The organism is Acidovorax sp. 93 (assembly GCF_003633835.1).
In the GTDB taxonomy this organism is placed as follows: domain Bacteria; phylum Pseudomonadota; class Gammaproteobacteria; order Burkholderiales; family Burkholderiaceae_C; genus Acidovorax; species Acidovorax facilis.
On record NZ_RBIT01000001.1, the window covers coordinates 1 to 23,423 of the forward strand.

18 protein-coding genes and 1 tRNA gene are annotated in these 23,423 nt (G+C 63.7%); 1 reads left to right on the plus strand and 18 read right to left on the minus strand.

From position 1 onward, the window contains the following. The 6 genes from C8C93_RS00005 to C8C93_RS00030 form a co-directional block, all read right to left on the minus strand. The coding region (locus C8C93_RS00005) for a ribonucleoside-diphosphate reductase subunit alpha (RefSeq protein WP_121508597.1) at positions 1 to 2,441 on the minus strand (2,441 nt) is incomplete at its 3' end. 369 nt (positions 2,442 to 2,810) lie between these two features. Further along, positions 2,811 to 3,440 carry a 1,6-anhydro-N-acetylmuramyl-L-alanine amidase AmpD gene (ampD, locus tag C8C93_RS00010; protein ID WP_121505491.1) on the minus strand — a complete coding sequence of 210 codons (630 nt, stop codon included), beginning with the start codon at positions 3,438 to 3,440 and terminating at the stop codon, positions 2,811 to 2,813. Next, positions 3,424 to 4,941 (minus strand): sigma-54 dependent transcriptional regulator, encoded by a 1,518-nt coding sequence (locus C8C93_RS00015; protein ID WP_121421117.1) that lies wholly within the window; start codon positions 4,939 to 4,941, stop codon positions 3,424 to 3,426. The genes ampD and C8C93_RS00015 overlap by 17 nt, the downstream gene beginning before the upstream one ends. Before the next feature lie 11 nt (positions 4,942 to 4,952). Further along, positions 4,953 to 6,656, minus strand: a complete 1,704-nt coding sequence (locus C8C93_RS00020) for a nitrogen regulation protein NR(II) (protein WP_121505492.1) — start codon at positions 6,654 to 6,656, stop codon at positions 4,953 to 4,955. Positions 6,657 to 6,664: 8 nt separating this feature from the next. After that, the gene (locus C8C93_RS00025; RefSeq protein ID WP_121505493.1) at positions 6,665 to 6,892 is read right to left on the minus strand and encodes a PP0621 family protein; all 228 of its coding nucleotides are present in this window, start codon (positions 6,890 to 6,892) and stop codon (positions 6,665 to 6,667) included. Beyond that, positions 6,889 to 7,686 carry an inner membrane protein YpjD gene (locus tag C8C93_RS00030; protein WP_055395019.1) on the minus strand — a complete coding sequence of 266 codons (798 nt, stop codon included), beginning with the start codon at positions 7,684 to 7,686 and terminating at the stop codon, positions 6,889 to 6,891. The genes C8C93_RS00025 and C8C93_RS00030 overlap by 4 nt, the downstream gene beginning before the upstream one ends. Before the next feature lie 69 nt (positions 7,687 to 7,755). On the opposite strand from C8C93_RS00030, the gene ffh reads away from it, so the two are divergent. Next, positions 7,756 to 9,135 carry a signal recognition particle protein gene (gene ffh / locus C8C93_RS00035; RefSeq protein ID WP_055395017.1) on the plus strand — a complete coding sequence of 460 codons (1,380 nt, stop codon included), beginning with the start codon at positions 7,756 to 7,758 and terminating at the stop codon, positions 9,133 to 9,135. 90 nt (positions 9,136 to 9,225) lie between these two features. On the opposite strand, the gene C8C93_RS00040 is transcribed toward ffh, so the two are convergent. The 12 genes from C8C93_RS00040 to C8C93_RS00105 all read right to left on the minus strand — a co-directional run bounded on the left by C8C93_RS00040 (position 9,226) and on the right by C8C93_RS00105 (position 23,394). After that, on the minus strand, positions 9,226 to 9,888 hold the full coding sequence (locus C8C93_RS00040; protein WP_121505494.1) for a C13 family peptidase: 663 nt from the start codon (positions 9,886 to 9,888) through the stop codon (positions 9,226 to 9,228). 444 nt (positions 9,889 to 10,332) lie between these two features. Further along, a complete protein-coding gene (mdoH, locus tag C8C93_RS00050; protein WP_121505496.1) occupies positions 10,333 to 12,342 on the minus strand; it encodes a glucans biosynthesis glucosyltransferase MdoH in 2,010 nt (669 codons plus the stop codon). Beyond that, entirely contained in the window at positions 12,315 to 13,886 is a 1,572-nt protein-coding gene (locus tag C8C93_RS00055; RefSeq protein ID WP_233559210.1) for a glucan biosynthesis protein G, read from the minus strand. The genes mdoH and C8C93_RS00055 overlap by 28 nt, the downstream gene beginning before the upstream one ends. A gap of 181 nt (positions 13,887 to 14,067) precedes the next feature. Beyond that, positions 14,068 to 15,483, minus strand: coding sequence for a sigma 54-interacting transcriptional regulator (locus C8C93_RS00060; protein ID WP_121505497.1), 1,416 nt, complete (start codon positions 15,481 to 15,483; stop codon positions 14,068 to 14,070). 30 nt (positions 15,484 to 15,513) lie between these two features. Continuing rightward, positions 15,514 to 16,164, minus strand: coding sequence for a hypothetical protein (locus C8C93_RS00065; protein WP_233559211.1), 651 nt, complete (start codon positions 16,162 to 16,164; stop codon positions 15,514 to 15,516). Positions 16,165 to 16,189: 25 nt separating this feature from the next. Then, positions 16,190 to 17,653 carry an ATP-binding protein gene (locus C8C93_RS00070; protein WP_121505498.1) on the minus strand — a complete coding sequence of 488 codons (1,464 nt, stop codon included), beginning with the start codon at positions 17,651 to 17,653 and terminating at the stop codon, positions 16,190 to 16,192. A gap of 22 nt (positions 17,654 to 17,675) precedes the next feature. Beyond that, positions 17,676 to 19,019, minus strand: a complete 1,344-nt coding sequence (miaB, locus tag C8C93_RS00075) for a tRNA (N6-isopentenyl adenosine(37)-C2)-methylthiotransferase MiaB (RefSeq protein ID WP_121505499.1) — start codon at positions 19,017 to 19,019, stop codon at positions 17,676 to 17,678. 106 nt (positions 19,020 to 19,125) lie between these two features. Then, entirely contained in the window at positions 19,126 to 19,578 is a 453-nt protein-coding gene (locus C8C93_RS00080) for a hypothetical protein (protein ID WP_233559212.1), read from the minus strand. A 206-nt stretch (positions 19,579 to 19,784) separates the two neighbouring features. Next, positions 19,785 to 19,861: transfer RNA gene (locus C8C93_RS00090), tRNA-Met, on the minus strand. Between the two features lie 25 nt (positions 19,862 to 19,886). Next, positions 19,887 to 20,666 (minus strand): enoyl-CoA hydratase, encoded by a 780-nt coding sequence (locus tag C8C93_RS00095; RefSeq protein WP_121505502.1) that lies wholly within the window; start codon positions 20,664 to 20,666, stop codon positions 19,887 to 19,889. 115 nt (positions 20,667 to 20,781) lie between these two features. Beyond that, complete coding sequence (locus tag C8C93_RS00100) at positions 20,782 to 22,587, minus strand: M61 family metallopeptidase (protein ID WP_121505503.1); 1,806 nt, start codon at positions 22,585 to 22,587, stop codon at positions 20,782 to 20,784. A gap of 78 nt (positions 22,588 to 22,665) precedes the next feature. Then, positions 22,666 to 23,394: a DsbC family protein gene (locus tag C8C93_RS00105; RefSeq protein ID WP_055393390.1), complete on the minus strand. Its 729-nt coding sequence runs from the start codon at positions 23,392 to 23,394 to the stop codon at positions 22,666 to 22,668. Between the last annotated feature and the right edge of the window lie 29 nt (positions 23,395 to 23,423).

Sequence of the window (23,423 nt, forward strand, 5' to 3'; positions counted from 1 at the left end):
CCCAGGCGCTTGAGGTCGCGCACCAGCCCACCGTTGATGACCGTGAATTCACCCGACAGGTTGGACTTGACCGACAGGTTGCCGAACGAAGGCTCGATCGAGGCATCAACGCCGATGATGTTGGAGATGGTGGCCGTGGGGGCAATGGCGACGCAGTTGGAGTTGCGCATGCCGTCCTGTGCAATTTTCTTGCGCAGGGCATCCCAGTCCAGGGTGGACGAGCGATCCACTTCCACATATCCGCCACGGGCCTGCGAGAGCATGTCCAGCGTGTCGAAAGGCAGGATGCCGCGATCCCACAGCGAGCCCTTGTAGCTGGAGTACTGGCCGCGTTCCCGGGCCAATTCGGTGGACGCCCAGTAGGCGTAGTAGCAGATGGCCTCCATCGACTTGTCGGCGAATTCCACGGCCTCCTGCGAGGCGTAGGGAATGCGCAGTTCGTACAGGCTGTCTTGGAACGCCATGACGCCCAGGCCCACGGGGCGGTGGCGCAGATTGGAGTCGCGGGCCTTCTTGACGGCGTAATAGTTGATGTCGATCACGTTGTCGAGCATGCGCATGGCAACCGTGATTGTCTTCTTGAGCTTCTCGTGGTCGATCTGGCCGTCCTTGATGTGCTGCAGCAGGTTGACCGAACCGAGATTGCAGACGGCGGTTTCGGTGTCGCTGGTGTTGAGTGTGATCTCAGTGCACAGGTTGGACGAGTGCACCACACCAGCGTGCTGCTGGGGTGAACGCACGTTGCAGGCATCCTTGAAGGTGATCCAAGGATGGCCGGTCTCGAACAGCATGGTCAGCATCTTGCGCCACATGTCGGTGGCCTGCACCGTCTTGGCGGGTTTGATCTCGCCACGCGCGGCCTTCTCTTCGTAGGCCACATAGGCCTTCTCGAAGTCGGCGCCGAACAGATCGTGCAGGTCGGGCACGTTGGAGGGCGAGAACAATGTCCAGGTTCCCTTTTCCATCACGCGGCGCATGAACAGGTCAGGGATCCAGTTGGCCGTGTTCATGTCGTGCGTGCGGCGGCGGTCGTCGCCGGTGTTCTTGCGCAGTTCCAGGAACTCTTCGATATCCAGGTGCCAGGTTTCCAGGTAGGTGCAGACGGCGCCTTTGCGCTTGCCGCCCTGGTTCACCGCCACAGCGGTGTCGTTGACCACCTTGAGGAAGGGCACCACGCCTTGCGATTCGCCGTTCGTGCCCTTGATGTGGGAGCCCAGGGCGCGCACGCGGGTCCAGTCATTGCCCAGGCCGCCAGCAAACTTGGACAGCAGGGCGTTTTCCTTGATCGATTCGTAAATGCCATCCAGGTCGTCGGGCACCGTGGTCAGGTAGCAGCTGGACAGCTGCGAGCGCAGGGTGCCGCTGTTGAACAGCGTGGGGGTGGACGACATGAAGTCGAAGGACGACAGCACTTCGTAGAACTCGATGGCGCGGGCCTCGCGGTCGGTTTCATTGAGTGCCAGGCCCATGGCCACGCGCATGAAGAACGCCTGGGGCAGTTCGATGCGGGTTTTCTTGACGTGCAGGAAGTAGCGGTCATACAGGGTCTGCAGGCCGAGGTAGTCGAACTGCAGGTCGCGCTCGGCCTTGAGCGCGGCGCCCAGGCGGTTCAGGTCATATTGCTTGAGCAGGCGCTCGTCCAACAGCTCGTTGTCCACCCCCTTCTGGATGAAGGCGGGGAAATAGTCCCTGTAGGCCTGGCCCATGTCGCTCTGGGCGACCTCGCGTCCCAGCACCTCGCGCACGATGGTATGCAGCAGCAGGCGGGCCGTGGCATAGGTGTAGTCGGGGTCTTTTTCGATCAGGGTGCGGGCAGCGAGGATGGACGCCTTGTAGACCTCGTCCATGGGAACGCCGTCATACAGGTTGCGCATGGTCTCGGCGACGATGGGCGCGGCCTGGATGTCGGCGCCGAGGTTGGCGCAGGCCGATTCGATGAGCCCGTGCAGGCGCAGGATGTCCAACTGCACGCGTTGGCCGTTGTCGATCACGTTCAACATGGGGGTTGCGGGCGCGAGCTGTTCCTGGTGGTGGGCACGCTCTTGTGTGCGGCGCTCGCGGTACAGAACATAGGCCCGGGCGACTTCGTGGTGTTCGCCGCGCATCAGGCCCAGTTCAACCTGATCCTGCACGTCTTCAATATGGAAGGTGCCGCCACCGGGACGCGAGCGCATGAGGGCGCGGACCACATTCTGGGTGAGCGTGTCCACCACCTCGCGCACGCTGGCGGAGGCGGCGCCCTGCGTGCCGTGCACTGCCAGAAATGCCTTCATCATCGCCACCGCAATTTTTTGCGGCTCAAAGGGCACGACTGCTCCGTTGCGGCGAATGATCTGATAGTGCGCCAGCGAGTTACCCGCCGCTGCTGGTGCGGACTGGGGGGTTGGGGCCTCGGGGGAGGCGGCATGGGGCGTGGAAGGCGTGTTCAAAGCAGCTTGCATGGGGGGTCCTCTTCTGTGGGCTGTCTGGGGTGTGGTGCGCGGCCTGGATGCCGTCGCAGCGTGTGAGTGGTGCGGCGGACTACTGTCTGGCGCACACTATATATGGTGTGTCACATGCATTCAAGACACTACCGGTAGTGTACCGTCGTATTGCCCTCAGAAAAACGAAACAGCATGTCAGCGGCGCCGCAGGGCCTTCTGCTGACCCCGTCGGAACCCGTTGCCCCTGCGGAAAAGCAGGACGAAAACCTCGCAAAGACAAGCGTTTCGAGCGGATTTTCTGCGCGAGGCCGCGTGGTGTCTGGGGACGCGACGATGTGCAAGTGCACATAGAAAAAAGTCGCTGAATGTGGCGCTGCCGCAGCGCCCTCAGCGGGCGGCTTGAATGTCAGGCCAGGTGGCTGCCGGAAAACGTTGCACGGGCCAGTCCAGTGCTTTTTGTACCTGCGCCCAATCGAAGCCGGAGCCTGGGTCCTGCTTGCGCCCGGGCGCGATGTGCTCATGCCCTGCGATGTGTTCAATGGGGTAGCGCTGTTCGATGTCCTGGCAGAGCGTTGTCAGTGTCTGGTACTGCGCGGGTTCGAACTCAAGCCCTTCAAGGCCTTCCAGTTCAATGCCAATCGAGTCATCGTTGCACTGGCTGCGGCCACGGTAGGCCGACTGGCCAGCATGCCAGGCCCGAAGATCACAGTCCACAAACTGCCAAAGGGCGCCGGTGCGGTCAATGAAGAAATGCGACGAAACGGCCAAACCACGGATGCTCTGGTAGTAGGGGTGTGCATCCCAGTCCAGCGAGTTGGTGAATAGCTGTTGCACCGCATTTCCGCCATATTTGCCTGGCGGCAAACTGATGGAATGCACCACGATCAGGTCGATGGAGGTACTTGCCGGGGCAGGGCGCACACCATGGTTGGGGGATTCCAGCCTGGTTGCTGCACGGTGCCATCCACCGTCCCAAGGCGTTGATCTGCCTGGTGCCGCGTCAGCCGATCTCGTCATGCGGGTCCTGGTCATTGGGGACGGCGATGTTCAGCCGGGCGATGCGGTAGCGTATCTGGCGCAGGCTGATGCCCAGCCGGGCTGCGGTGGCGGTTCTGTTGAAACCCGCTTCGCGCAAGGCTCGTATCAGAATGTCCCGCTCCTGCTGGTCCAGCCAGGCCTGAAGGTCATTGGGCAGAGGGACCGAGCAGCCCGTGCTGGCTGCAGGCTGTGGTGGTTGATGGGCAGGCTGCGCCTCGGTGTGGTTGGGGAGGGTAGGGGTTGGTAGCGTCCGCGCCCCCAATGGGATGGGGGTGCCAGAGGGCCAGTCCACATGCAGCTCGTCTCCGTCGCTGAGTGCCACGGCCCGGTGCAACAGGTTTTCCAGTTCGCGGACGTTGCCGGTCAGGGGGTGTGCGGCAATGGCTTGGAGCGCATGCTCTGTCAGAGAAGGCACTGGCATGCCGGATTCCTGGGCGATGCGCGCCAGAAGTGCGGCACACAGCACAGGCAGATCTTCGCGCCGCTCGCGCAACGGGGGGATCACGATTTCGATCACGTTGAGCCGGTAATAGAGATCCTGGCGGAAGCGGCCCGATTGCACGTCGGCAGCCAGGTCGCGGTGTGTGGCGCTCACGATGCGCACATCCACGGTCTCCTCCTGGGTGGAGCCAAGAGGCCGTACGCTGCGCTCCTGGATGGCGCGCAGCAATTTGGACTGCATGGCCAAGGGAAGGTCACCGATTTCGTCCAGAAACAGCGTGCCGCCACGGGCTGCCTGAAAGTAGCCGTCCCGATCCTGGGTGGCACCGGTGTAAGAGCCTTTCCGGGCACCAAAAAATTCTGCCTCCAGCAGGTTTTCTGGGATGGCGCCGCAGTTCACGGCAACCAGGGGACCATCGGCACGCTGGCTGCTGGCATGCAGCGCTTGCGCAACCAGTTCCTTGCCCGTGCCGGATTCCCCATGAATCAGCACGGGCGCCATGCCCCGTGCCACCTTGGCCACGCGCTGCTTGACGTTGCGAATGGCCTCTGAGGTGCCCACCAGCCGGTCCAGTGCGGTGCCCGCCGCCAAGGGGTCTGCGCTGAACGCCCCCTGCCGACCCTGTACGCCGCCGGTGCGTGCGGCCCGGGGCGCGGGGACACCCCCGGTGCCTTGCACGGCCGATGCGACGACCGAGCGGAACTGCTTCAGATCCACGGGTTTGGTTAGATAGTCGAAGGCACCAGAGCGCAGGGCTTCCACGGCGTTCTCGGCGGAGCCATACGCTGTCATGACCACGCAGCGCTCGCGGCGCTGCTGGTCGCGCAGATCCTGCAGCAGTTCCATGCCGAAACCGTCGGGCAGGCGCATGTCGGTGATGACGGCGTCAAAGCGGTGGGCCTTGAGCTGTTCGCGCGCCTCCTGGACGCTGGATGCGGTCTCCACCCGGTAGCCTTCGCGCAGCAAGGTCAGTTCGTACAAGGTGCGCAGGTCGGGTTCGTCGTCCACGACGAGGATGGAAGCGGTAGGTGCGTTCATGGCAGGGCGTTTCAGACCACGATGGTGTCAAACAGCGTGGCAGCATCGGCAGGGCGTGTGGTGCGGCGAAAGCCGACGGTAAAGGCGTTGCCGCCCACCTCGCCCCGCAAGGTGGTGCGGGTCAGCCGCTGGTAGCTGATGGACGCTCCATGGCGCTGGCACAACTCGCGGCAAATATAGAGGCCCAGGCCGCTGGAGCGGCTTTCGGAGGAAAAAAACGGTTCGAACAGGTGACGCTCCACGGACTTGTCCATGGGGGCACCGTCGCTCCAGACTTGCAGGCTGGTCTGGCCGGAGGGCAAGGTGCGGGTGGTCACCGTGAGGGAGTCAGGCTCCTGTCCCACATAGCGCAGGGCATTGTCCAGCAGGTTCACGAGCACGCGGCGCAGGTGTTCGGTGTCGAATTCCACCTGCGGATTGCCCGCTTCCAGCATCACTACTGCCCGGCGCTGCACGGGGTCCTGGGCCTGCCAGTCATTCCATATTTGCGACACCGTTTCGTCCAGGGGCAAGGTGGACGCGGGCGCATGGCTGATCTGGTGCTGCACGCGGGCGATGTCCAGTACCTCCTCGGCAATGCGCGCGAGGCGGTCGGCGTTCTGCTGCACCATGTGGGCCAGGCGCTTGTGTGCCGGGTCGTGCAGGTCTTCTTCGAGCAAGGCATTGGCCTGTACGATGGCGGCCAGCGGGTTGCGGATCTCATGGGCCACGGCGGCAGACATGCGGCCCATGGCCGCCAGCTTTTCCGTGCGCAGGCGGGCCTCCATCTCGCGCAGGTCGTGCAGGAACATCACGCACAGGCGCTCGGTCTGCGTCTGCCGCGCTGCCTCGCGCGTCGAAGTCAACCACGTGCGTACATGCAACCCGGTGGGGCTTTGTCCCGGGTGCAGGAGGTCTACGTCGGCGGTCTGGGGCTGTTCCTGGCGGAAGGTGCGCCGAGCCAGGATCACGAGCGGATTCCAGGGTGTCTCGGATGCCAGGATGAATGGCAGCTCGGGCAGCGAGGTGCCCCCGAGCAACTGCAGCCCTGCGGGGTTTGCAATGCGCACAACATCGCTTTCGTCCACGACCAACACCCCATCGGTCAGGTTCTGGATGACCAGTGCGCTGACCTGCGTCTGCACGCGGGCAGCAACCTGGCTTTGCTGCGCCACTTCCTGCTCGCGCGCCAGGCGTGTTGCCAGTTGGTGCACAAGATAGCTCACGATGAAATAGCCTGTGCCAGTCAGCGCGCTTTGCAGGTAGCGCGGTGCGTCGTCGCCCGCAGTGCCCGAGCCGAGCCACCAGGCCCAGCCCAGCAGCAGCAGCGTGACGCCTGCTGTGGTGCCCAGTGCCAAGGTCAGCGTTCCCAGCACGGCTGCCATCAGGATGGGCAAGCCAAACAGGGGGGTGTAGTTCATGGCGCCCGCGTTCAGCAGTTGCAGGGCGGCAATCGCAGCAAGGTCAACACCAATGGAGGGGAGCCATTGGGGGCCGGTCTTGGGTGATGGCGGGCTGTGCCTGCCGAGCACGCGCAGCATGACGGCGGCCACCAGATAGGCCACACACACTGCCAGCACGGCGGGTTCGGTGGTCTGGTTGATGGCCTGCCCGGCCCCTTGCAGTACCAGCAGGGCCAGTGCGACCATGACGCGGCCTGTCAGAAAACCGCGCCACAGGCGCACAAATGGCGCATCCATGGTGGACGCAAAGGTACTTGCGGACAGCGGTGGCATGGTCGGCTTCAGACCGGGCCCAGGCGCCGGTGTTCTGTGCAGCAGTAGGCTTGTTCGCCCACCATCAGAGCGTCTGCCTGCGGAATGTGAACGCCGCAGTGGGCGCAGGCCAGCATGTTCTGCGGGAGGGCCAGCGGAGGTGCAGGCGTTTTGGAAGCGTTTGCATCTGGCGCGCGTCGGCTGCGCCAGATACCGAAGGCGATGGCCAGAACCACCAGCAAGACCAGGTATTTCATGCGCTGCGGCCCAGGACGACTTCCATGACAAAGCGGGAGCCCACATAGGCCAGCAACAGCAGCGCTGATCCGGCGTAGAGCACGCGCACGGCATTGCGTCCCCGCCACCCGAAGCGTGCTCGGCCCACCAGCAACGTGGCAAACGTGATCCAGGACAGCAGCGAGAACACGGCCTTGTGGTCCCACCGCCAGGCCCTGCCGTACAGCGTGTCACCAAACAGCCAGCCCGCCAGCAGCGTGGCAGTCAGCAGGATGAAGCCCGCCGTCACAAACCGGAAGGTCAGGCGCTCCAGCGTGAGCAGGGGGATGCCGCTGTGGGGATCTTCGGCCTGCCGGATGCGTTGCTCTGCCCGTGTCATCAGCCAGGCGTGCACCACGGCGGCGGCAAACAAGCCATAGCAGGCAATGCCCAGCGCCAGGTGCAGCGGCAGCCAGGCGGAAGCCGTCACATGCAGCGGCTGGCCCGGAAATAGCATCGCCAGCACAATGGCAACCGCCCCCAGCGCTGCCAGTATCCAGCGTGACTGCATCTGCGGAAACAGCTGCCGCTCTACCGCGTACACCGTCAGCACCAGCCAGGCGGTCATCGACAAGGCGGGTGCAAAACCAAATCGGGGGGAATCGCCCCACAGGCCCCATACCAGCACGGCGCCATGCAGCAACCAGGCCACCAGCAGTGCATTGCGCGCCGCTGTAGCGCCCAGCCGCGAGGATGCGGCAGCCGGAACGGCGTATGCCACGGCAGCGGCCAGGGCCAGGAGCCAGCTGGCAGGGGAAGCACTGGGTAAAATCATGGATCGCAGTTTAGCCTTTCGCCCCACCGCCAGCACCCTGGCGCGCAGGCAACACCGGACATCTCCCCTATGGCCTCCGCCCTTACCGACAAACTCACGCGCCTCGTCAAGGAGATGCGTGGCCAGGCCCGTATCACCGAAACCAACGTGCAGGACATGCTGCGCGAGGTGCGCATGGCCCTGCTCGAAGCCGATGTGGCCCTGCCGGTGGTGCGCGATTTCATCGCCCGTGTCAAAGAGAAGGCCCTGGGCCAGGAAGTGCTGGGCTCGCTCAAGCCCGGTCAGACGCTGGTCAGCATCGTCAATCGTGAACTGGCCGCCACCATGGGCGAAGGCGTGGCTGACATCAACCTGGCCGCCCAGCCGCCCGCCGTGATCCTGATGGCTGGTCTGCAAGGCGCGGGCAAGACCACCACCACGGCCAAGCTGGCCAAGCACCTGATCGAAAAGCGCAAGAAGAAGGTGCTGACCGTGTCGGGCGACGTGTACCGCCCGGCCGCTATCGAGCAGCTCAAGACGGTGACCAAGCAGGCCGGTGCCGAATGGTTTCCCAGCACGCCCGACCAGAAGCCGCTCGACATCGCCCACGCCGCACTGGACTACGCCAAGAAGCACTACTTTGACGTGCTGCTGGTCGATACGGCGGGTCGCTTGGCCATCGATGAAGCCTTGATGAAGGAAATCAAGGACCTGCACGCCGCGCTGAACCCGGTCGAAACCTTGTTCGTGGTTGATGCCATGCAGGGCCAGGACGCGATCAACACGGCCAAGGCCTTCAAGGAAGCGCTGCCGCTCACTGGCATCGTGCTCACCAAGCTCGACGGCGATTCGCGCGGCGGCGCTGCGCTGTCCGTGCGCCAGATCACGGGCGCGCCCATCAAGTTTGCGGGTGTGTCTGAAAAGCTCGATGGCCTGGAGGTGTTCGATGCCGAGCGCCACGCGGGCCGCATTCTGGGCATGGGCGACATCGTGGCCCTGGTGGAGCAGGTCACCGCCGGGGTGGACATGGAGGCCGCGCAAAAGCTGGCGGCCAAGGTCAAGAGTGGCGACGGGTTCGATCTGAACGACTTCCTGTCGCAGATCCAGCAGATGAAGCAGATGGGGGGGCTCTCCAGCCTGATGGACAAGCTGCCGTCTCAGCTGACTGCCAAGGCAGGCGCACTCGACATGGACAAGGCCGAGAAGGACATCAAACGCAAGGAGGGCATCATCCAGAGCATGACGCCGCTGGAGCGCCGCAAGCCCGAACTCATCAAGGCTACGCGCAAGAAGCGCATCGCCAACGGGGCGGGTGTGCATGTGCAAGAGGTCAACCGCTTGCTCAAGGAGTTTGAGCAGATGCAGGGCATGATGAAGAAGATGAAGGGCGGCGGCCTGATGAAGATGATGAAGAAGATGGGCGGGATGAAGGGTATGGGCGGGGGCGGCATGCCCAAGATGCCTTTCTGAGCCCCCGGCGCTGAAATGCAAAAACCCTGAAGAGGCACGGCTTCTTCAGGGTTTTTTGCATTCGGGGGAGACGGGCTTGTGGCGCCCGGCTTATGGCGCTTTCGGTGCTTGCAACCAGTTCTTGAGAGGTTGATTCGTCCAGGCCTTGGCCTCGTCACCGACAAAGATGCGCGGCTGGGATGCGGGGACCTTGCGGCGCCTTTCCTGCGCTGCGATGGATTTCTGCGCCTCGCCCATCCAGTCGATCACAGAACGGTTTTCTGCGCCCGCCTGGCCAAACAGCGCTTCGGCAAACGGTGTGTGGTCGCCTTTGTACTGGCAATTGAAAGTGGTGCGGCGGGCGTCCGTGGCAGTGAGCAGCACGCGGTTCGGAGCTTTCAGGGGCTCGATGAACGCACCGCTGTAGCAGGCGGAAAGCACCACCAGCGTTGGCACATCGTTGAGCGGGGCCAGCGCATTGCTAAGGATTTGGGGGTTGAGCGGCGGCAGGTGTTTGCCGCCCGCGTTGATGTTGAGCAGACCGGGGTTGCTGTGGGTCGAAATGAGCAGCAGAACGCGGTCTCGTGGGCGCGCCACTTCGGCCATTTTGGACATCACCAGCGAGAAGTTCTCGGGAGTGGCCTGCGGCCAGTCGGCGCTCTGATCGCGTGCCGGGTTGGCCAGCTTGAGCATCAGCGCATTCGGATCGATGTCTTTAACCAGCTTTTCGGCCAGAAGCACGTCGTTGCGGAAAACCTTGGATTGCGAATGCATCGCAAATCCCGCAAAGATGATGCGCCCAGGGGGCTCGGGTGGTGGAGCCGGTGGCGCTGGGGCAGCGACTGGGGCCGGTGCTGCCACAGGAGCCTGTGCTGTGGGCACGGCGCAGCCAGTGATGACAAGGGTCAGGGCGAGTGCGCTGGCATGGCGCAGCCGCCGACGGGCGGCAGTTAAAAACAGAGACGATTGCATCGATGACAGGGCCGCTCACCGCAGAAACCGCGATGAATCGGTTTCACGCACAGGGGCCGGTTGGAAGGGATGCGTATCGTAACGGTGCCCCAACAACGGGGGGGGCGCCACCCCGCTGCTGGTTAATTTGCTGTTTTTCGGTGCTAGCGCTTATTGGTAAACATTTTATTGCTATAAATAAAATAGCAATCGCAAAAAAGCCGGTGCATGCACCGGCTTGTGGCTTGTGGGGCAATTGTCACATGCCTACAACGCAGTCAGCGGCGCTGGCCGTGCCAGCCGGCTTGCATGCAGCCAGGCTCGGCGCAGTACCGGCGGTGACCAGGACTCCTCGGGGATCAGCAACAGGCGTTGTGCGCGCATGGCCTTGCCCAACGCGATCTGGCTGGTGAACACGGCCAGCGGTATGGCCAGCGCCAGGGGCAGGCCCACAGGCATGAGCCACAGCAGGGCGCTGCTATCGATCACGGCGACACCCACTGCCAGCAGGGCAATCACCAGGCTCATGGGTGCCAGCTGGCGCACGGCGTGGCGCCAGGGCACGGCATGGGCTTCGCGCGGAGGCGATTTCCATTCCAGCTTCAGGCCGGTGAGCGCAATCAGCACGAACAGCGAATGCGCCAGCATGCGGATGGGGGCCTGCAGGATGGCCAGCACGCTCTCCAGCGCGGCGCTCTTGAGCAGGCTGACGGCACCGCCGTATTCCTTTTGCTCGCGGCGCATGAACACGGCGGCCACACCCAGGATGCGGGGCAGGAACAGCATGCACAGCGTCCAGGCCCACAGCGACAGCAATTCGGCCGGCAGGATGTGCCAGTCGGCCACGAGCTTGGCGCCCGACAGCCACAGCGCCGTGCCCAGTGTCAGGAAGGCGAGCCACAGCGGCGCCGACAGGTAGGCCATGGCACCCGTGATGAACATCGAGCGGTGCACCGCGTGGATGCCGGGCTCGGCCATCAAGCGTGCGTTTTGCAGGTTGCCCTGGCACCAGCGGCGGTCGCGCTGCAGTTCGGCCAGCAGGTCGGGGGGTTGCTGTTCATAGCTGCCAATCAGGTCCGACACCAGCCACACGTGGTAGCCAGCGCGGCGCATCAGCGCGGCTTCGACAAAGTCGTGCGACATGATGCCGCCCGCCAGGCCACCATTGCCCTTGATGGGCGCGAGGGCGCAGTGTTCCATGAAGGGTGCCACGCGAATAATCGCGTTGTGGCCCCAGTAGTGGGATTCACCCAGCTGCCAGTACTGCATGCCCAGCGTAAACAGGCGACCGGTGACGCGTGAGGCGAACTGCTGCGCGCGGGCGTGCAGCGTGACGTGGCCGATGGCCTGGGTTGCCGTCTGGATGATGCCCGCCGTGGGGTTCGCTTCCATGAGCTTGGCCATCGAGACGATGCAGTCACCGCTCATCACGCTGTCGGCGTCCAGCACCACCATGTAGCGGTAGTCCTTGCCCCAGCGGCGGCAGAAGTCGGCCACATTGCCGGCCTTGCGGTGCGTGCGGCGTGCGCGCAGGCGGTAGTACACCTGCACCTGGGGTTGCTGACTGTGCTGCGCCAGGGCGCTGCGCAGTTCCTCCCAGGCGGCGCGTTCAGCCTGGGCGATGGCGGGGTCATAGCTGTCGGACAGCACAAACACGTCGAAGGTGGCCCCGTGGCCGGTCGATGCCACCGACTCGCACGTTGCCCGCAGCCCCGCAAACACGGTGGCCACGTCCTCGTTGCAGATCGGCATGATGATGGCCGTGCGCGCGCCGGGTGCCAGTTCGTGCTCCACCACACTGCGCACGGACAGCGCATGCCTGTCGCCGCGCAGCATGACCCAAAAGCCCATCAAGCCGGTGAGAAAGCCGGTGACCACCCAGGCCGACAGCAGGGCAAACAGCGCGATCTGCCCATAGCCCAGCCACGGGTTCTCATACTCAGGCTGCACGCCGGCAAACAGGAAACTCGCCAGGGCCGTGGTCAGCACCGTCAGCACCGCAAAGGTCCAGCGGCGGCGCTGCGCAGCACCCTCCCATTCCTGGGCTGGCCGGTTTTCGGGCGATGCGGGAGGGCTGGTTTCGGTGCGACCGGTCAGCTTGAGAAGCAGGGCTGTGCCCATGCTGTTCCAGAAGCCGCGCCAGGGCACGGGTGCCATGGAACCCCGGTGGACGGGCGGCGCGGTGACGGCATTGGGATGCCGTTCCTCGCGCAGCGTGCTGCGTTGGGGGTGATGGGGCACCGGGGGGCTTACTCGGGAAGAATGATGTGCGTCCATGTTTCACTCACAGCGTTGTTGTCGTGTTGAAGAAAAGCGCGCAGCTCGATCGGTCGATCGGCCTTTTGGCGCTGTACGCGAACGGTCATGCGCCACTGCTCGGTGGCGGGATTGCGGTAGACGATGTTTTCCAGCACCTTGCCGTTGGCATCGCTGGTCACCACGGCTTTCACGGTGGCGTCAGCGGGCAAAGCCTTGAGGGCGGGGCCGTCGAAATCGACCACGTACTGCGCCTGCTGGCGCAAGGCTGCAGCGGTCTCTTTGGTGTAGCCCACGCCCCGGCGCGATTGCGTGGCCCAGGCCCCGGGCGGCCGCTGCTGTTCATCGCCTTGCCAGCTCAGCTCGTAGGCGAATTCCAGGGGCTGGCCGGGGGCGGGCATCTGGGCGGGCACCCAATACGCCACGATGTTGTCGTGCGTTTCGTCGGGGGTGTTGAGCTGCACCAGTTCGACGCGGCCAGCGCCCCAGTCGTGCAGGGGGCGCACCCAGGCACTTGGGCGGCGCTCATAGCGGGCCTCCACGTCCTCATAGTTCGACCATTGGCGGTCGCGCTGCATCAGGCCAAAGCCTTTGGGATTTTTGGTGGCAAACGATGTGACCAGCGTCTGCTTGGGGTTTTGCAGCGGACGCCAGAGCCATTCGCCCTCGCCCGTGGCAATCATCAGCCCGTCGGAGTCATGGACCTCGGGCCGGAAGTCTTCTTTGCGGGGCTGGTTCTCGCCAAAGAAAAACATGCTGGTCAAGGGCGCAATGCCCAGCGTGGCGATGGGCTTGCTGCCCGTGCTGGGCCGCACAAAAATGCGGCTGCGCACGGTGGTGGTGGTCTGCGTCCCCGGCTGGATGTCGAAGCGGTAGGCGCCGGTGGCACGGGGCGAATCCAGCAGCGCATACACGGTGACCTGTGTGGACAAGGGATCGGGCCGCACCAGCCAGAACTCGGTGAAGCGTGGGAACTCTTCGCCACTGCCACCCACGGTGTCGATGGCCAGCCCGCGCGCTGACAGGCCGTATTGCTGACCCTTGCCCAGTGCGCGGAAGTAGCTCGCGCCCTGGAAGACCACCAGCTCATCCTTGTAGGCGCTGGAGTTGAGGTGGTTGTGCAGACGAAAGCCCGCAAAGCCGAGGTCGCCCCAGGCCTCAGGCCGCACCTGGTTCTTGCCGTAGTCGAAGTCCGCGCGGCTGTAGCCGATGTGGCGCGCGCCCTGCGGTGTCACCTCGTTGATCAGCACCGGCTCCTTCTGGTACAGGCCCAGGTGGAAGAACATGGCCTCGAACGGCAGCTTTTCGGCGCGCCACAGGGCACGATCGGGGCGCCAGCGGATGTCGCGCACCTGGTCGTAGTTGAGTTTGGCGAGGTCGGCGGGGAGCTTGTCGCTGGATGCGCGATAGGGCTTCTCCGCCCGTTCCCGGGCGATGCGGGTGACGCTGTCGAAATCGAAGCTCTGGGCCTGTGCGGCGCCTGCCAACAGGGTGGCGGCCAGCGCTATCGCGGCCTGTTGGAGGCGGCCGGTGAAGCGTGAACAGTGAGAAAAAACAGCTTGCATGCTGAGACTAGGGCAAACCCTGTGCCAGCTTCAAAAAACTGTTTTAAATCAATGGGTTAAGTCATCAATTGCATGTAAGCAGTTGTGCGACTCGCGGATTGGGGGGGAAATCCAGTGTTTTTGTCGCCGAATGGCGACAGCGGAGCAAGGCGCTAGAGAAAAACTGAATCAAATCAACGACCTAGTCGTGTCGCTCATCAGCGACGTCTTCGTTGTCCACAGCGTCGTTCTTGAAGTTTCCGGGGGTCAATGCGTGCTTTTGCAGCAGCCGGTAGAACTCCGTGCGGTTGCGCTGTGCCAGGCGCGCCGCGTCGGCTACATTGCCATCCGTCATCTTGAGCAGGCCCACCAGGTACTCGCGCTCAAACCTTTGCCGGGCCTCGGCAAAGCTCAGCACCTGGGTAGATGGCGTGCGCAGCGCGCGCTGCACCAGCGTCAGGGGCACCAGGGGCGTGGTGGACAGGGCACACACCTGTTCGACGACGTTGTAGAGCTGGCGCACGTTGCCAGGCCAGGCGGCCAGGGTCAGTGCCTTGAGCGCCTCGGGTGCAAAGCCTGACAGGCGCTTGTCGTACTTGCGCGCCAGCTTGTCGAGAAAGTGGTTGGCCAGCAGTGCGATGTCTTCGCGCCGGTCTCCCAGGGTGGGCAGCGCCAGCGTGACCACATTGAGCCGGTAGTACAGGTCTTCGCGGAACTGGGCCGTGGCCATGGCGGATTCCAGGTCGCGGTGGGTGGCCGAGATGATGCGCACGTCGATGGGAATCGACTGGCTGGCACCCACGGGGCGCACCGCGCGCTCTTGCAGCACCCGCAGCAGCTTGACCTGCAGGGCGGGCGGCATGTCGCCAATCTCGTCGAGCAACAAGGTGCCGCCTTCCGCTGCCTGGAACAGCCCCTTGTGATTGCTCACCGCATCGGTAAAAGCTCCTTTGACGTGGCCGAACAGTTCGGATTCGAGCAGGGCCTCGGGGATAGCGCCGCAGTTGACCGCCACAAAGGGGTAGCGCGCGCGCGGGCTGGCGCGGTGGATGGCCTGGGCCAGCAGCTCCTTGCCCGAGCCGCTATCGCCCAGCAGCAGCACACTCGCGTCTGACTGGGCCACCATGTAGGCCTCGGCCAGCAAGTCGGTCATGCGGTTGGAACGGCTCACGATGTCGGCACGCCATGCTTCATGGGCGTGGGCATGTGTGACAGCTGGGGCGCTCAGGGCCAGTGCCTGGGCAATCTTTTCCAGCAGTTCCTTGCCGTCGTAGGGCTTGGTGAGGTAGGTGAACACCCCGCGCGAAGTGGCTTCCACCGCGTCGGGAATGGTGCCGTGGGCAGTGAGCAGGATGACCGGCAGCGAAGGGTGTCGCGCACGCACTTCGTCGAACAGCGCGAGGCCATCACGCCCAGGTAGGCGCACATCGCTCAGCACGAGCTGTGGGCGTGCCATGTCCAACTGCGCCAAGGCCGCCTCGGCCGAGCCCACGGCGACCACGTCGTATCCGGCGGCCTGCAAGCGCAGCGACAGCAGCCGCAGCATGTCGGCATCGTCGTCCACCACAAGGACGCGGGCGCGGGGCGTTGTGCGGGATGGGGTGGGGGCAGCTGCCATGGCGGTTTCCTTTGACACCTTCCTGAGCGATCAGGGCGTGGGGCGCTGGGGGCTACTGCCCGGGGGCGAGGCGGGGGCGGCAGGAAGCGGGGCCGGGCGCGTGGTCAGGCTGCGTTCGATGGCGCGCACGGCCTCCAGCCGTTCGTTGAGCTGGTCGTTGCGGCGCTGCGCCTCGCGCAGTTGCTGGCCCTGCCGCTCCAGCTGGTCTTCCAGCCTGCGTTGCTGCAGAAGCCGCGACTCCATCAGCCGCGCCAGGGGGTGGAGGGCTTGTGCCGCTGCCGTGGTGTTGCTCATCACCCGCTGCACCAGGCCCAGGGCACGGGCCGTATCGACGGGCTGGCGCGTCTGGGCCAATGCTGTTGCCAGAAGTAGGGGGGTCTCCACCGAGGCATCTTCCGCCTCGCCCAGGCGGGCAATCTCTTTGGCCAGCTCTGCGGGGGCCATACGCAGGGTACGGTCCGTTTGCGCCAGCACCTGCAGGACCGGGATGGCATCCGAAGGAGCGCTGGTGGCGGCGGCCGGGTTGGGGCTGGGGGATTCCGTAGCCACCGGGGCTGGCGTGGGGGCGGTCATGGGCGGAACAGGCGCCGCAACCGCTTGGGGCGCCGTCGCATTGCATCCGGCCAACGTGATGGCTGCAGCCAGCAACATCACCCATACCGGAAAGTCCAGGGCGCGCATGTTGGTGGGGTGGACGGGAAGACAACTAGGCAGCATGCGGTAGTTCCATGCGAAAAAAGGTGTGGACGCCATCTTCCACCAACCGCACCTGGCCGCCGTGGGCGACGATGTACTCTTGGACGATGGAAAGCCCGATGCCGGTGCCGCGCACTGCGTCGTCCGGCTGGCGGATGCCACGGTAAAAAGGTTCGAACACGCGGTCACGGTCTGCCTGGGCCACGCCAGGGCCCTGGTCCGAAACGTCCACGCGCACGCAGCCCGCATGGCGCGAGAGCGACAGCCGCACCGTTCCCCCTTTGGGCGAAAAACGAATGGCGTTGGACAGCAGGTTGCTGATTGCCGAGGCGATTTTGTCGGCGTCAATGGGCAGAGAGATGGCGGATCCTTCCACCAGCACCCGCAGGCCCCGGGCTTGCCATTGCAGCCGCTGGGCTTCCACCTGGGCTTCCAGCAGCGCGAGCAGATCGGTGTCGCGCCGCTGCAGCTGGCGTGCCTCGAAGGCTGCAGCATTAAAGCGCAGCAAGGCTTCAATCTCACCTTGCAAAACCAATGTGTTGTGGTGAAGGATCTGTGTAACTTCGCGCTGGTCGGCATTGAGTTCACCGGTCACACCGTCCTGCAGCAGCGCCACGCCCTCGCGCATCGCGGCCAGCGGCGTCTTGAGTTCGTGCGAGACATGGCGCAGGAAGCGGGCCTTGTCCGAATCAAGTTCCAGCAGCCTCAGGCGCAGCCATTCCAGCTGCTGCCCCACGCGGCGTACGTCGTCGGGGCCGGAGATCACCACGGGCGCTTCAAGCTGGTTCTCGCCCAACCGCCGAATCGTGCCTTCCAGCCGCTTGAAAGGACGGGCAAGCCAGATGCCCAGCGCCAGGGCCAGGACGAGCGCCAGGACGATCACCCCTACCACCTGGTGCGTCACGTTGCGGCGGCTCGCTTCCACCCGGTCTAGCAGCGCGCGGTTACGTTGTGCATTGATCTCCTGGACCGATTGCACGATGGCGGTATGCAGCGCTTCAAGCGTGACAAATTCTTCCGCTACCCGTTGCTCGTTTTCCAGGGCCCGTTCCGGCGGTGCATCCAGCAGTGCCTTCACGGCGTCAAGATGCTCACGCCACTGGCTGGCCTGGTCTTCGGGAAGGCCGCCCTGGTGCAACTGGTCGAGAACGGCTTGTGCCTCTACGGACATTTCGTTGAAGCTGCGCCGCAGCGGCGCATCCCGCAGAACCAGGGACTGGCGTGCCGCGCGTTCCAGGGCCTGCCCGCGCTGGTTCAATGCCTGGGCCGCTGTGCTCAGCGTGGTGGCCTCGGCGGCACCAAGCCGACTTTGCACCATGAGCTGTTCCAGGGTGTACAGCGCCCGCAACGAGCTCACCCCCAGCAGTCCCGCTATGAGCAGAAAGGCCAGCAGCAAAAGCTGCTGGAACGAGAGGCCGTGCAGCGGGCCGTCGGACTTGCGAAGATCCGCGCTTGGCGGGGTGTCTGCCGTCATTGCCACGGGCGCCGGGTGCGCGTCAGGCTGCGACTGCCGCCTCGCGGGTGAGCACTTCGCCGCGCAGCGTGTAGGCCTTGGCTTCGGTGATGGTGACATCCACCATCTGGCCTACCAGGCGTGACTGACCCACAAAGTTCACCACGCGGTTGCATTCGGTACGGCCCATCAGCTCGGTGGTATCGCGCTTGGAAGCGCCTTCTACCAGGATGCGCTGTACCGTGCCCACGCGGCTTTCGCTGATGGACTTGATGTTGGCGTTGATGACGCCTTGCAGGTGCTGCAGGCGGCGCAGCTTTGCGTCGTGCGGCGTGTCGTCGTGCAGGCCAGCCGCTGGGGTGCCGGGGCGGGGGCTGAAGATGAAGCTGAAGCTGTTGTCAAAGTGGATGTCGTCAATCAACTTCATCATCTTGTTGAAGTCGTCTTCGGTCTCGCCGGGGAAGCCCACGATGAAGTCGCTGCTCATGGCCAGGTCAGGTCGGATGGCGCGCAGCTTGCGCACCGTGCTCTTGTATTCCATGGCGGTGTAGCCGCGCTTCATGGCCATCAGGATGCGGTCGCTGCCGTGCTGCACAGGCAGGTGCAAGTGGCTGGCCAGCTTGGGCAGCTTGGCATAGGCCTCGATCAGTCGGGGCGTGAACTCATTGGGGTGGCTGGTGGTGTAGCGGATGCGCTCGATGCCCGGGATGTCGGACACGTATTCGAGCAGCAGGGCAAAGTCGGCAATCTCGGCCGTGCCACCCATCTTGCCCAGGTAGGCGTTCACGTTCTGGCCCAAAAGGGTGATTTCCTTCACGCCCTGGTCGGCCAGCCCTGCCACTTCCACCAGCACGTCGTCAAACGGGCGGCTCACCTCTTCGCCCCGGGTGTAGGGAACCACGCAGTAGCTGCAGTATTTGCTGCAGCCTTCCATGATCGACACAAAGGCCGAGGCGCCCTCCACGCGCGCGGGCGGCAAGTGGTCGAACTTCTCGATCTCAGGAAAGCTGATGTCCACTTGCGGCTTGTCCAGGCGCTCGCGCTGGTTCAGCATCTCGGGCAGGCGGTGCAGGGTTTGGGGTCCAAACACCACGTCCACATAGGGGGCGCGCTTGATGATCTCTGCGCCTTCCTGGCTGGCCACGCAGCCACCCACGCCAATCTTCACGCCGCGCGCCTTCAGGTGCTTGATGCGGCCCAGGTCGCTGAAGACTTTCTCTTGCGCCTTTTCGCGCACCGAGCAGGTGTTGAAGAGGATGAGGTCGGCTTCGTCCACGTTCTGCGTGGGCTCGTAGCCCTGGGCAGCGTGGAGCACGTCGGCCATCTTGTCCGAGTCGTACTCGTTCATCTGGCAGCCGAAGGTTTTGATGAAGACTTTTTTGGCCATGGCAGGCTCTCTTGCAATCAGAAAGAAAAAGGGCGGAGCACCGCAGCGCGCCGCAAATATTCAATGGCCGCGCCGGGACACAGGGCGCGGCTGATGGGTCAACGCATCACTTGCGGATGACGTCGTACTCGGTGCGGTAGTTGCGCTCGACCGTGTCGCTGCCCTTGCGGGGCTGCTCGGCTTCGCCCTGGGTCAGGATCCAGGCGGTGATCAGCATGCCGGTGCTGTTTTCGATCACGTAGTTCACCTTGTAGCTCTGCCCCAGCACCGTGTGCATCATGACCAGCGTGTTCTGAGGGCTTAGCAGGCGCATGCCAGGCGCCAGGCGGATGGTGCGGCCATTGAGCGTGGCCTCTGATGCTGTGTTGAGGGTCAGGGTGCCGCGCTGGGCCGCATCGGGAAAGGTCCGCATGCCGCCAAGCCCGGGCTGTACCTGGGCGGACACCGGCAGGGTGCCGCAGAGTAGGGCGCAGGCCACAGCCGCGATGAGCTTTCGCGCGGGTGCCGTCGGCGAAGTGAGGGAGGAAGCAGGCGAGGAAGTCGTGGTGCAGCGGTTCATGGTTTACATCCAGGGGCTGAAACAGCGATTCTAAAAGCGGGGCCAATCCCGCAGTTCTCAAAAATAATAGCTGCTCGCGCTTGGTTTTAAAGGATTTCCAGCGGTTTCCCATTAAAAACCAATGGTACCAAGCGTCGGCAGCTATGATTTTTGCGTGCGGCTGCCCAATAAAAAACCCACAGTGCGCATGCACTGTGGGTTGGATTTGGTGGTCGTAGGTGGACTTGAACCACCGACATCAGCATTATGAATGCTGCGCTCTAACCAACTGAGCTATACGACCGCAGTCCAAGATTATAGAACAAAAATTATTGGTGTGTGAAGTTCGCGGTGCGCTTGTTCATGAAAGCGTCCATGCCTTCCTTTTGGTCCTGGGTGGAGAACAGGGCGTGGAAGAGGCGGCGCTCGAACATCACACCGTCCGACAAGCTGCCTTCGAAGGCGCGGTTGACCGACTCCTTGGCCGCCATCACGGCGATCTGGGAGAAGCCTGCAATGATGATGGCGGCACCCAGTGCTTCGTCCATGAGCTTGTCGTAGGGCACCACGCGGCTGACCAGGCCGGAACGTTCGGCTTCCACCGCGTCCATCATGCGACCGGTCAGGGCCATGTCCATCGCCTTGGATTTGCCCACTGCGCGCGGCAGACGCTGCGTACCGCCTGCGCCGGGGATCACGCCCAGTTTGATTTCGGGTTGGCCGAATTTGGCGTTTTCAGCGGCGATGATGAAATCGCACATCATGGCCAACTCGCAGCCACCGCCCAGCGCAAAACCGCTGACAGCGGCAATGACGGGCTTGCGGATGGAGCGGATCACTTCCCAGTTGCGGGTGATGTAGTCGCCCTTGTAAGTGTCTGCGAAGCTGTATTTCGCCATGGCGCCAATGTCGGCGCCTGCGGCAAACGCCTTTTCACTGCCTGTGACGATGATGCAGCCGATTTTTTCGTCTGCATCAAAGGCCTTCAGTGCCGCGCCCAGCTCATCCATGAGCTGGTCGTTCAGCGCGTTGAGCTGCTTGGGCCGGTTGAGCGTGACGATACCAACCTTGTCCGCCTCGATGCGAACCTCGATAGTTTCGTAAGACATGAAATCTCCTGGGTTTATAGGTAGTTATGAAAGCACGAACGAATATACCCAAGCATGCCCGAACCTATGCGCTGGTAGGTAGAACACCGTACCAATCCGGTGTCATGTCCCTGGCTCAATTCAACCAGCGCCCCAGGGTGGCAGCGTTGGCAATCGACAGGCTCACCGTATCTGGCACCGTGGCGGCGGTGGTGCGGGATGTCTTCTTGGGGGGCGTGGACGCACTGCGGGCCGACAGTTCGAGCGGCAATCGCAGCAGTCGGCCGTCCCGCGCCACCAGGGCCGTCAGGGATGTCTCGGTGCCAGCATAGAACGCCACATCTTCCAGCTTGCTGATGCGCCACCCCTGGCCTTTCACATCGATGCCCAGCCACTCATCGCCAGCCGCCATGCCCGCCTTTTCCGCAGGGCCGCCTCGCAGCACGGTCTTGATTTGCACGCTGTGGTTTTCTCCCACCCGCAGCCCCAGCCGCTGCGCCCATTGGGGGGGCTCCGCCTTGAGCAAAACGCCGTTGGCTTCCAGCAATTCTGCCAGCGGCAGTTCTGCGGTGCTGTGCACCCACCGCGCCAGTTCTGTATCGAAGGGCCGGTCGGACAGTTCTTTCAATACTGCCAGCAAATCGTCTTGCGACATCGGGCCGCCCTGGCACCGCAGCCACAGCGTGCGCATGACCTCATCCAGGCTGGTCTTGCCTTCGCGGCGCAGGGTCAGGTCCAGGCACAGGGCCACCAGCGAGCCCTTGGTGTAGTAGCTGACCGTCGCGTTGGGGGTGTTTTCGTCCTGGCGGTAGTACTTGACCCAGGCGTCAAAGCTGGCTTGCGCCACGGTCTGCACGGCCCTGCCTGGTGTCTGAAGCACCTGGTTGATGGTTTTGGTGATGAGCTTTAGGTACGCAGCGTCGTCAATCAACCCTGCACGGCGTAGCAGCAAATCGTCGTAGTAACTGGTAAAGCCCTCGAAGAACCACAGTAGCTCCGTGTAGTTTTCGCGGGTGTAGTCGTATTGGGCAAAATCGGCGGGGCGCAGCCGCTTGACGTTCCACGCGTGGAAGTACTCGTGGCTGATCAGGCCCAGCAGTGTGGTGTATCCATCACCAGTGCGGCCCTCATCGACCCGTGGCAGGTCGCGCCGGCCACAGATGAGCGCGGTGGAGTTGCGGTGCTCCAGCCCTCCGTAGCCGTCGCCCACGGCGTTGAGCATGAACAGGTAGCTCTTGAAAGGCGCCTTGCCTTCGCCATGCCAGAAGCGGATCGCGGTCTCGCAGATCTTCTGGGTGTCTGCCAGCAGGCGCTTGCCGTCAAAAGAGGGCGCTGCACCGGCCACCACAAAGCGGTGCGGAACGCCGCAGGCCGTGAAGCGGCCGGTCCAGAACACGCCCATTTCCACCGGGCAGTCAACCAGCTCGTCGTAGTTCGCCGCAGCGTAGAGACCAAAACCCTTCTTGTCTGTCTTGACGGGGGACAAGCCGGTGGCCACTGACCAGGTGGCCGTAGCAGGCGTGCTGGCAATATCGAGCGTGTGGCGCTGCGTTTCCTGGCCCTGCACGCGCAGGCACAGGCTGGTGCCGTTGAAAAACCCGCGCGATGCGTCCAGCCAGGCCGTGCGCACCGAGGTGTCGTAGGCGCAGACGGCGTAGGACAGCACAAGGGGCTTGTTGGGGCTGCATTCAGCTTGCCACCGATGCTTGTCCAGTTGCGTGAGCTTCACTTCCCGCGTGCCCTGGTGGGCTTTGAGCTCTTGCAGATTTTTGGAGAACTCCCGCACCAGATAGCTCCCCGGAATCCAGATCGGCAGCGAGACCTCTTGCTGCGCCGAAGGGTGGGGAATCGTCAGTGCAATGCGAAACAGATGACCGTGCAGGTCCGCTGGCTCAACGTGGTAGTGAATGGCGGCGGATTCTGGCTTGCGGGTTGAGGGCATGGGCAACTGCAGGTTCGGGCCTTGTGGTCAGATGGCGCGGCCCGTGGGAGCGGGGCCTGCGCGCATGCAAAACGCGTATTAGTTGGCGGCAGGGGTTTCGCTGCTGGCCTCGGCCAGGCGCTTTTCCACTTCCTTGGCACCGATGGCTCCCGGCACGCGGGCGCCGTTGGCAAAAATCAGCGTAGGCGTTCCTGTGATCTTGTGCTTGCGGCCAAATGCCAGGTTGCGCTGCAAGGCGCTGGTATCGCAGCTCGCTGCAGGCACAGGCTTGTCCCGCACCATGAGATCCTGCCAGGCCGTCACCTGGTCTTTGGAGCACCAGATGTTGCGCGATTTTTCCGCAGAGTCGGGGCTGAGGATGGGGTACAGGAACAGGTACACCGTCACGTTGTCCACGTTCTGCAGGTCGCGTTCAAAACGCTTGCAGTAGCCGCAGTTGGGGTCCTCAAACACGGCCAACTTGCGTTTCCCGTCGCCGCGCACAATGGTGAAGGCGTCTTTGAGGGGCAGTGCCGAGAACTCGACGGCTGTGAGCTTTGCAATGCGGTCTTCGGTCAGATTTCGGCGCACTTTCGTATCGATCAGTTCACCCTGGATCACATAGTTGCCCTTGGCGTCCGTGTAGAAAAGGTCCGTCCCGATGCGTACCTCGTAGAGGCCTTTCATGGGGGTGGGGCGCACCTCGTCAATCTTGTCCATTTGGGGAATGCGTTCGGCGAGCGCCTTGCGGATGTCCGCTTCTTGTGCGGTGGCGGCAAAGCCGGAGGCCAGCGCGGCGGCAGCGAGCAGGGTGGGAATCAGTTTCATGGTGTTCTCGTTAAAACGGTCTGGTGGCT

Coding starts and splice junctions, on each gene's coding strand:
- C8C93_RS00060 (WP_121505497.1), bottom strand. CDS start 15,483: ATGGCAGCTGCCCCCACCCCATCCCGCACAACGCCCCGCGCCCGCGTC.
- C8C93_RS00095 (WP_121505502.1), bottom strand. CDS start 20,666: ATGTCTTACGAAACTATCGAGGTTCGCATCGAGGCGGACAAGGTTGGT.
- C8C93_RS00100 (WP_121505503.1), bottom strand. CDS start 22,587: ATGCCCTCAACCCGCAAGCCAGAATCCGCCGCCATTCACTACCACGTT.
- ffh (WP_055395017.1), top strand. CDS start 7,756: ATGGCCTCCGCCCTTACCGACAAACTCACGCGCCTCGTCAAGGAGATG.
- C8C93_RS00015 (WP_121421117.1), bottom strand. CDS start 4,941: ATGAACGCACCTACCGCTTCCATCCTCGTCGTGGACGACGAACCCGAC.
- C8C93_RS00020 (WP_121505492.1), bottom strand. CDS start 6,656: ATGCCACCGCTGTCCGCAAGTACCTTTGCGTCCACCATGGATGCGCCA.
- C8C93_RS00105 (WP_055393390.1), bottom strand. CDS start 23,394: ATGAAACTGATTCCCACCCTGCTCGCTGCCGCCGCGCTGGCCTCCGGC.
- C8C93_RS00055 (WP_233559210.1), bottom strand. CDS start 13,886: ATGCAAGCTGTTTTTTCTCACTGTTCACGCTTCACCGGCCGCCTCCAA.
- C8C93_RS00025 (WP_121505493.1), bottom strand. CDS start 6,892: ATGAAATACCTGGTCTTGCTGGTGGTTCTGGCCATCGCCTTCGGTATC.
- C8C93_RS00080 (WP_233559212.1), bottom strand. CDS start 19,578: ATGAACCGCTGCACCACGACTTCCTCGCCTGCTTCCTCCCTCACTTCG.
- ampD (WP_121505491.1), bottom strand. CDS start 3,440: ATGACGAGATCGGCTGACGCGGCACCAGGCAGATCAACGCCTTGGGAC.
- C8C93_RS00040 (WP_121505494.1), bottom strand. CDS start 9,888: ATGCATTCGCAATCCAAGGTTTTCCGCAACGACGTGCTTCTGGCCGAA.
- C8C93_RS00070 (WP_121505498.1), bottom strand. CDS start 17,653: ATGACGGCAGACACCCCGCCAAGCGCGGATCTTCGCAAGTCCGACGGC.
- mdoH (WP_121505496.1), bottom strand. CDS start 12,342: ATGGACGCACATCATTCTTCCCGAGTAAGCCCCCCGGTGCCCCATCAC.
- C8C93_RS00065 (WP_233559211.1), bottom strand. CDS start 16,164: ATGCGCGCCCTGGACTTTCCGGTATGGGTGATGTTGCTGGCTGCAGCC.
- miaB (WP_121505499.1), bottom strand. CDS start 19,019: ATGGCCAAAAAAGTCTTCATCAAAACCTTCGGCTGCCAGATGAACGAG.
- C8C93_RS00030 (WP_055395019.1), bottom strand. CDS start 7,686: ATGATTTTACCCAGTGCTTCCCCTGCCAGCTGGCTCCTGGCCCTGGCC.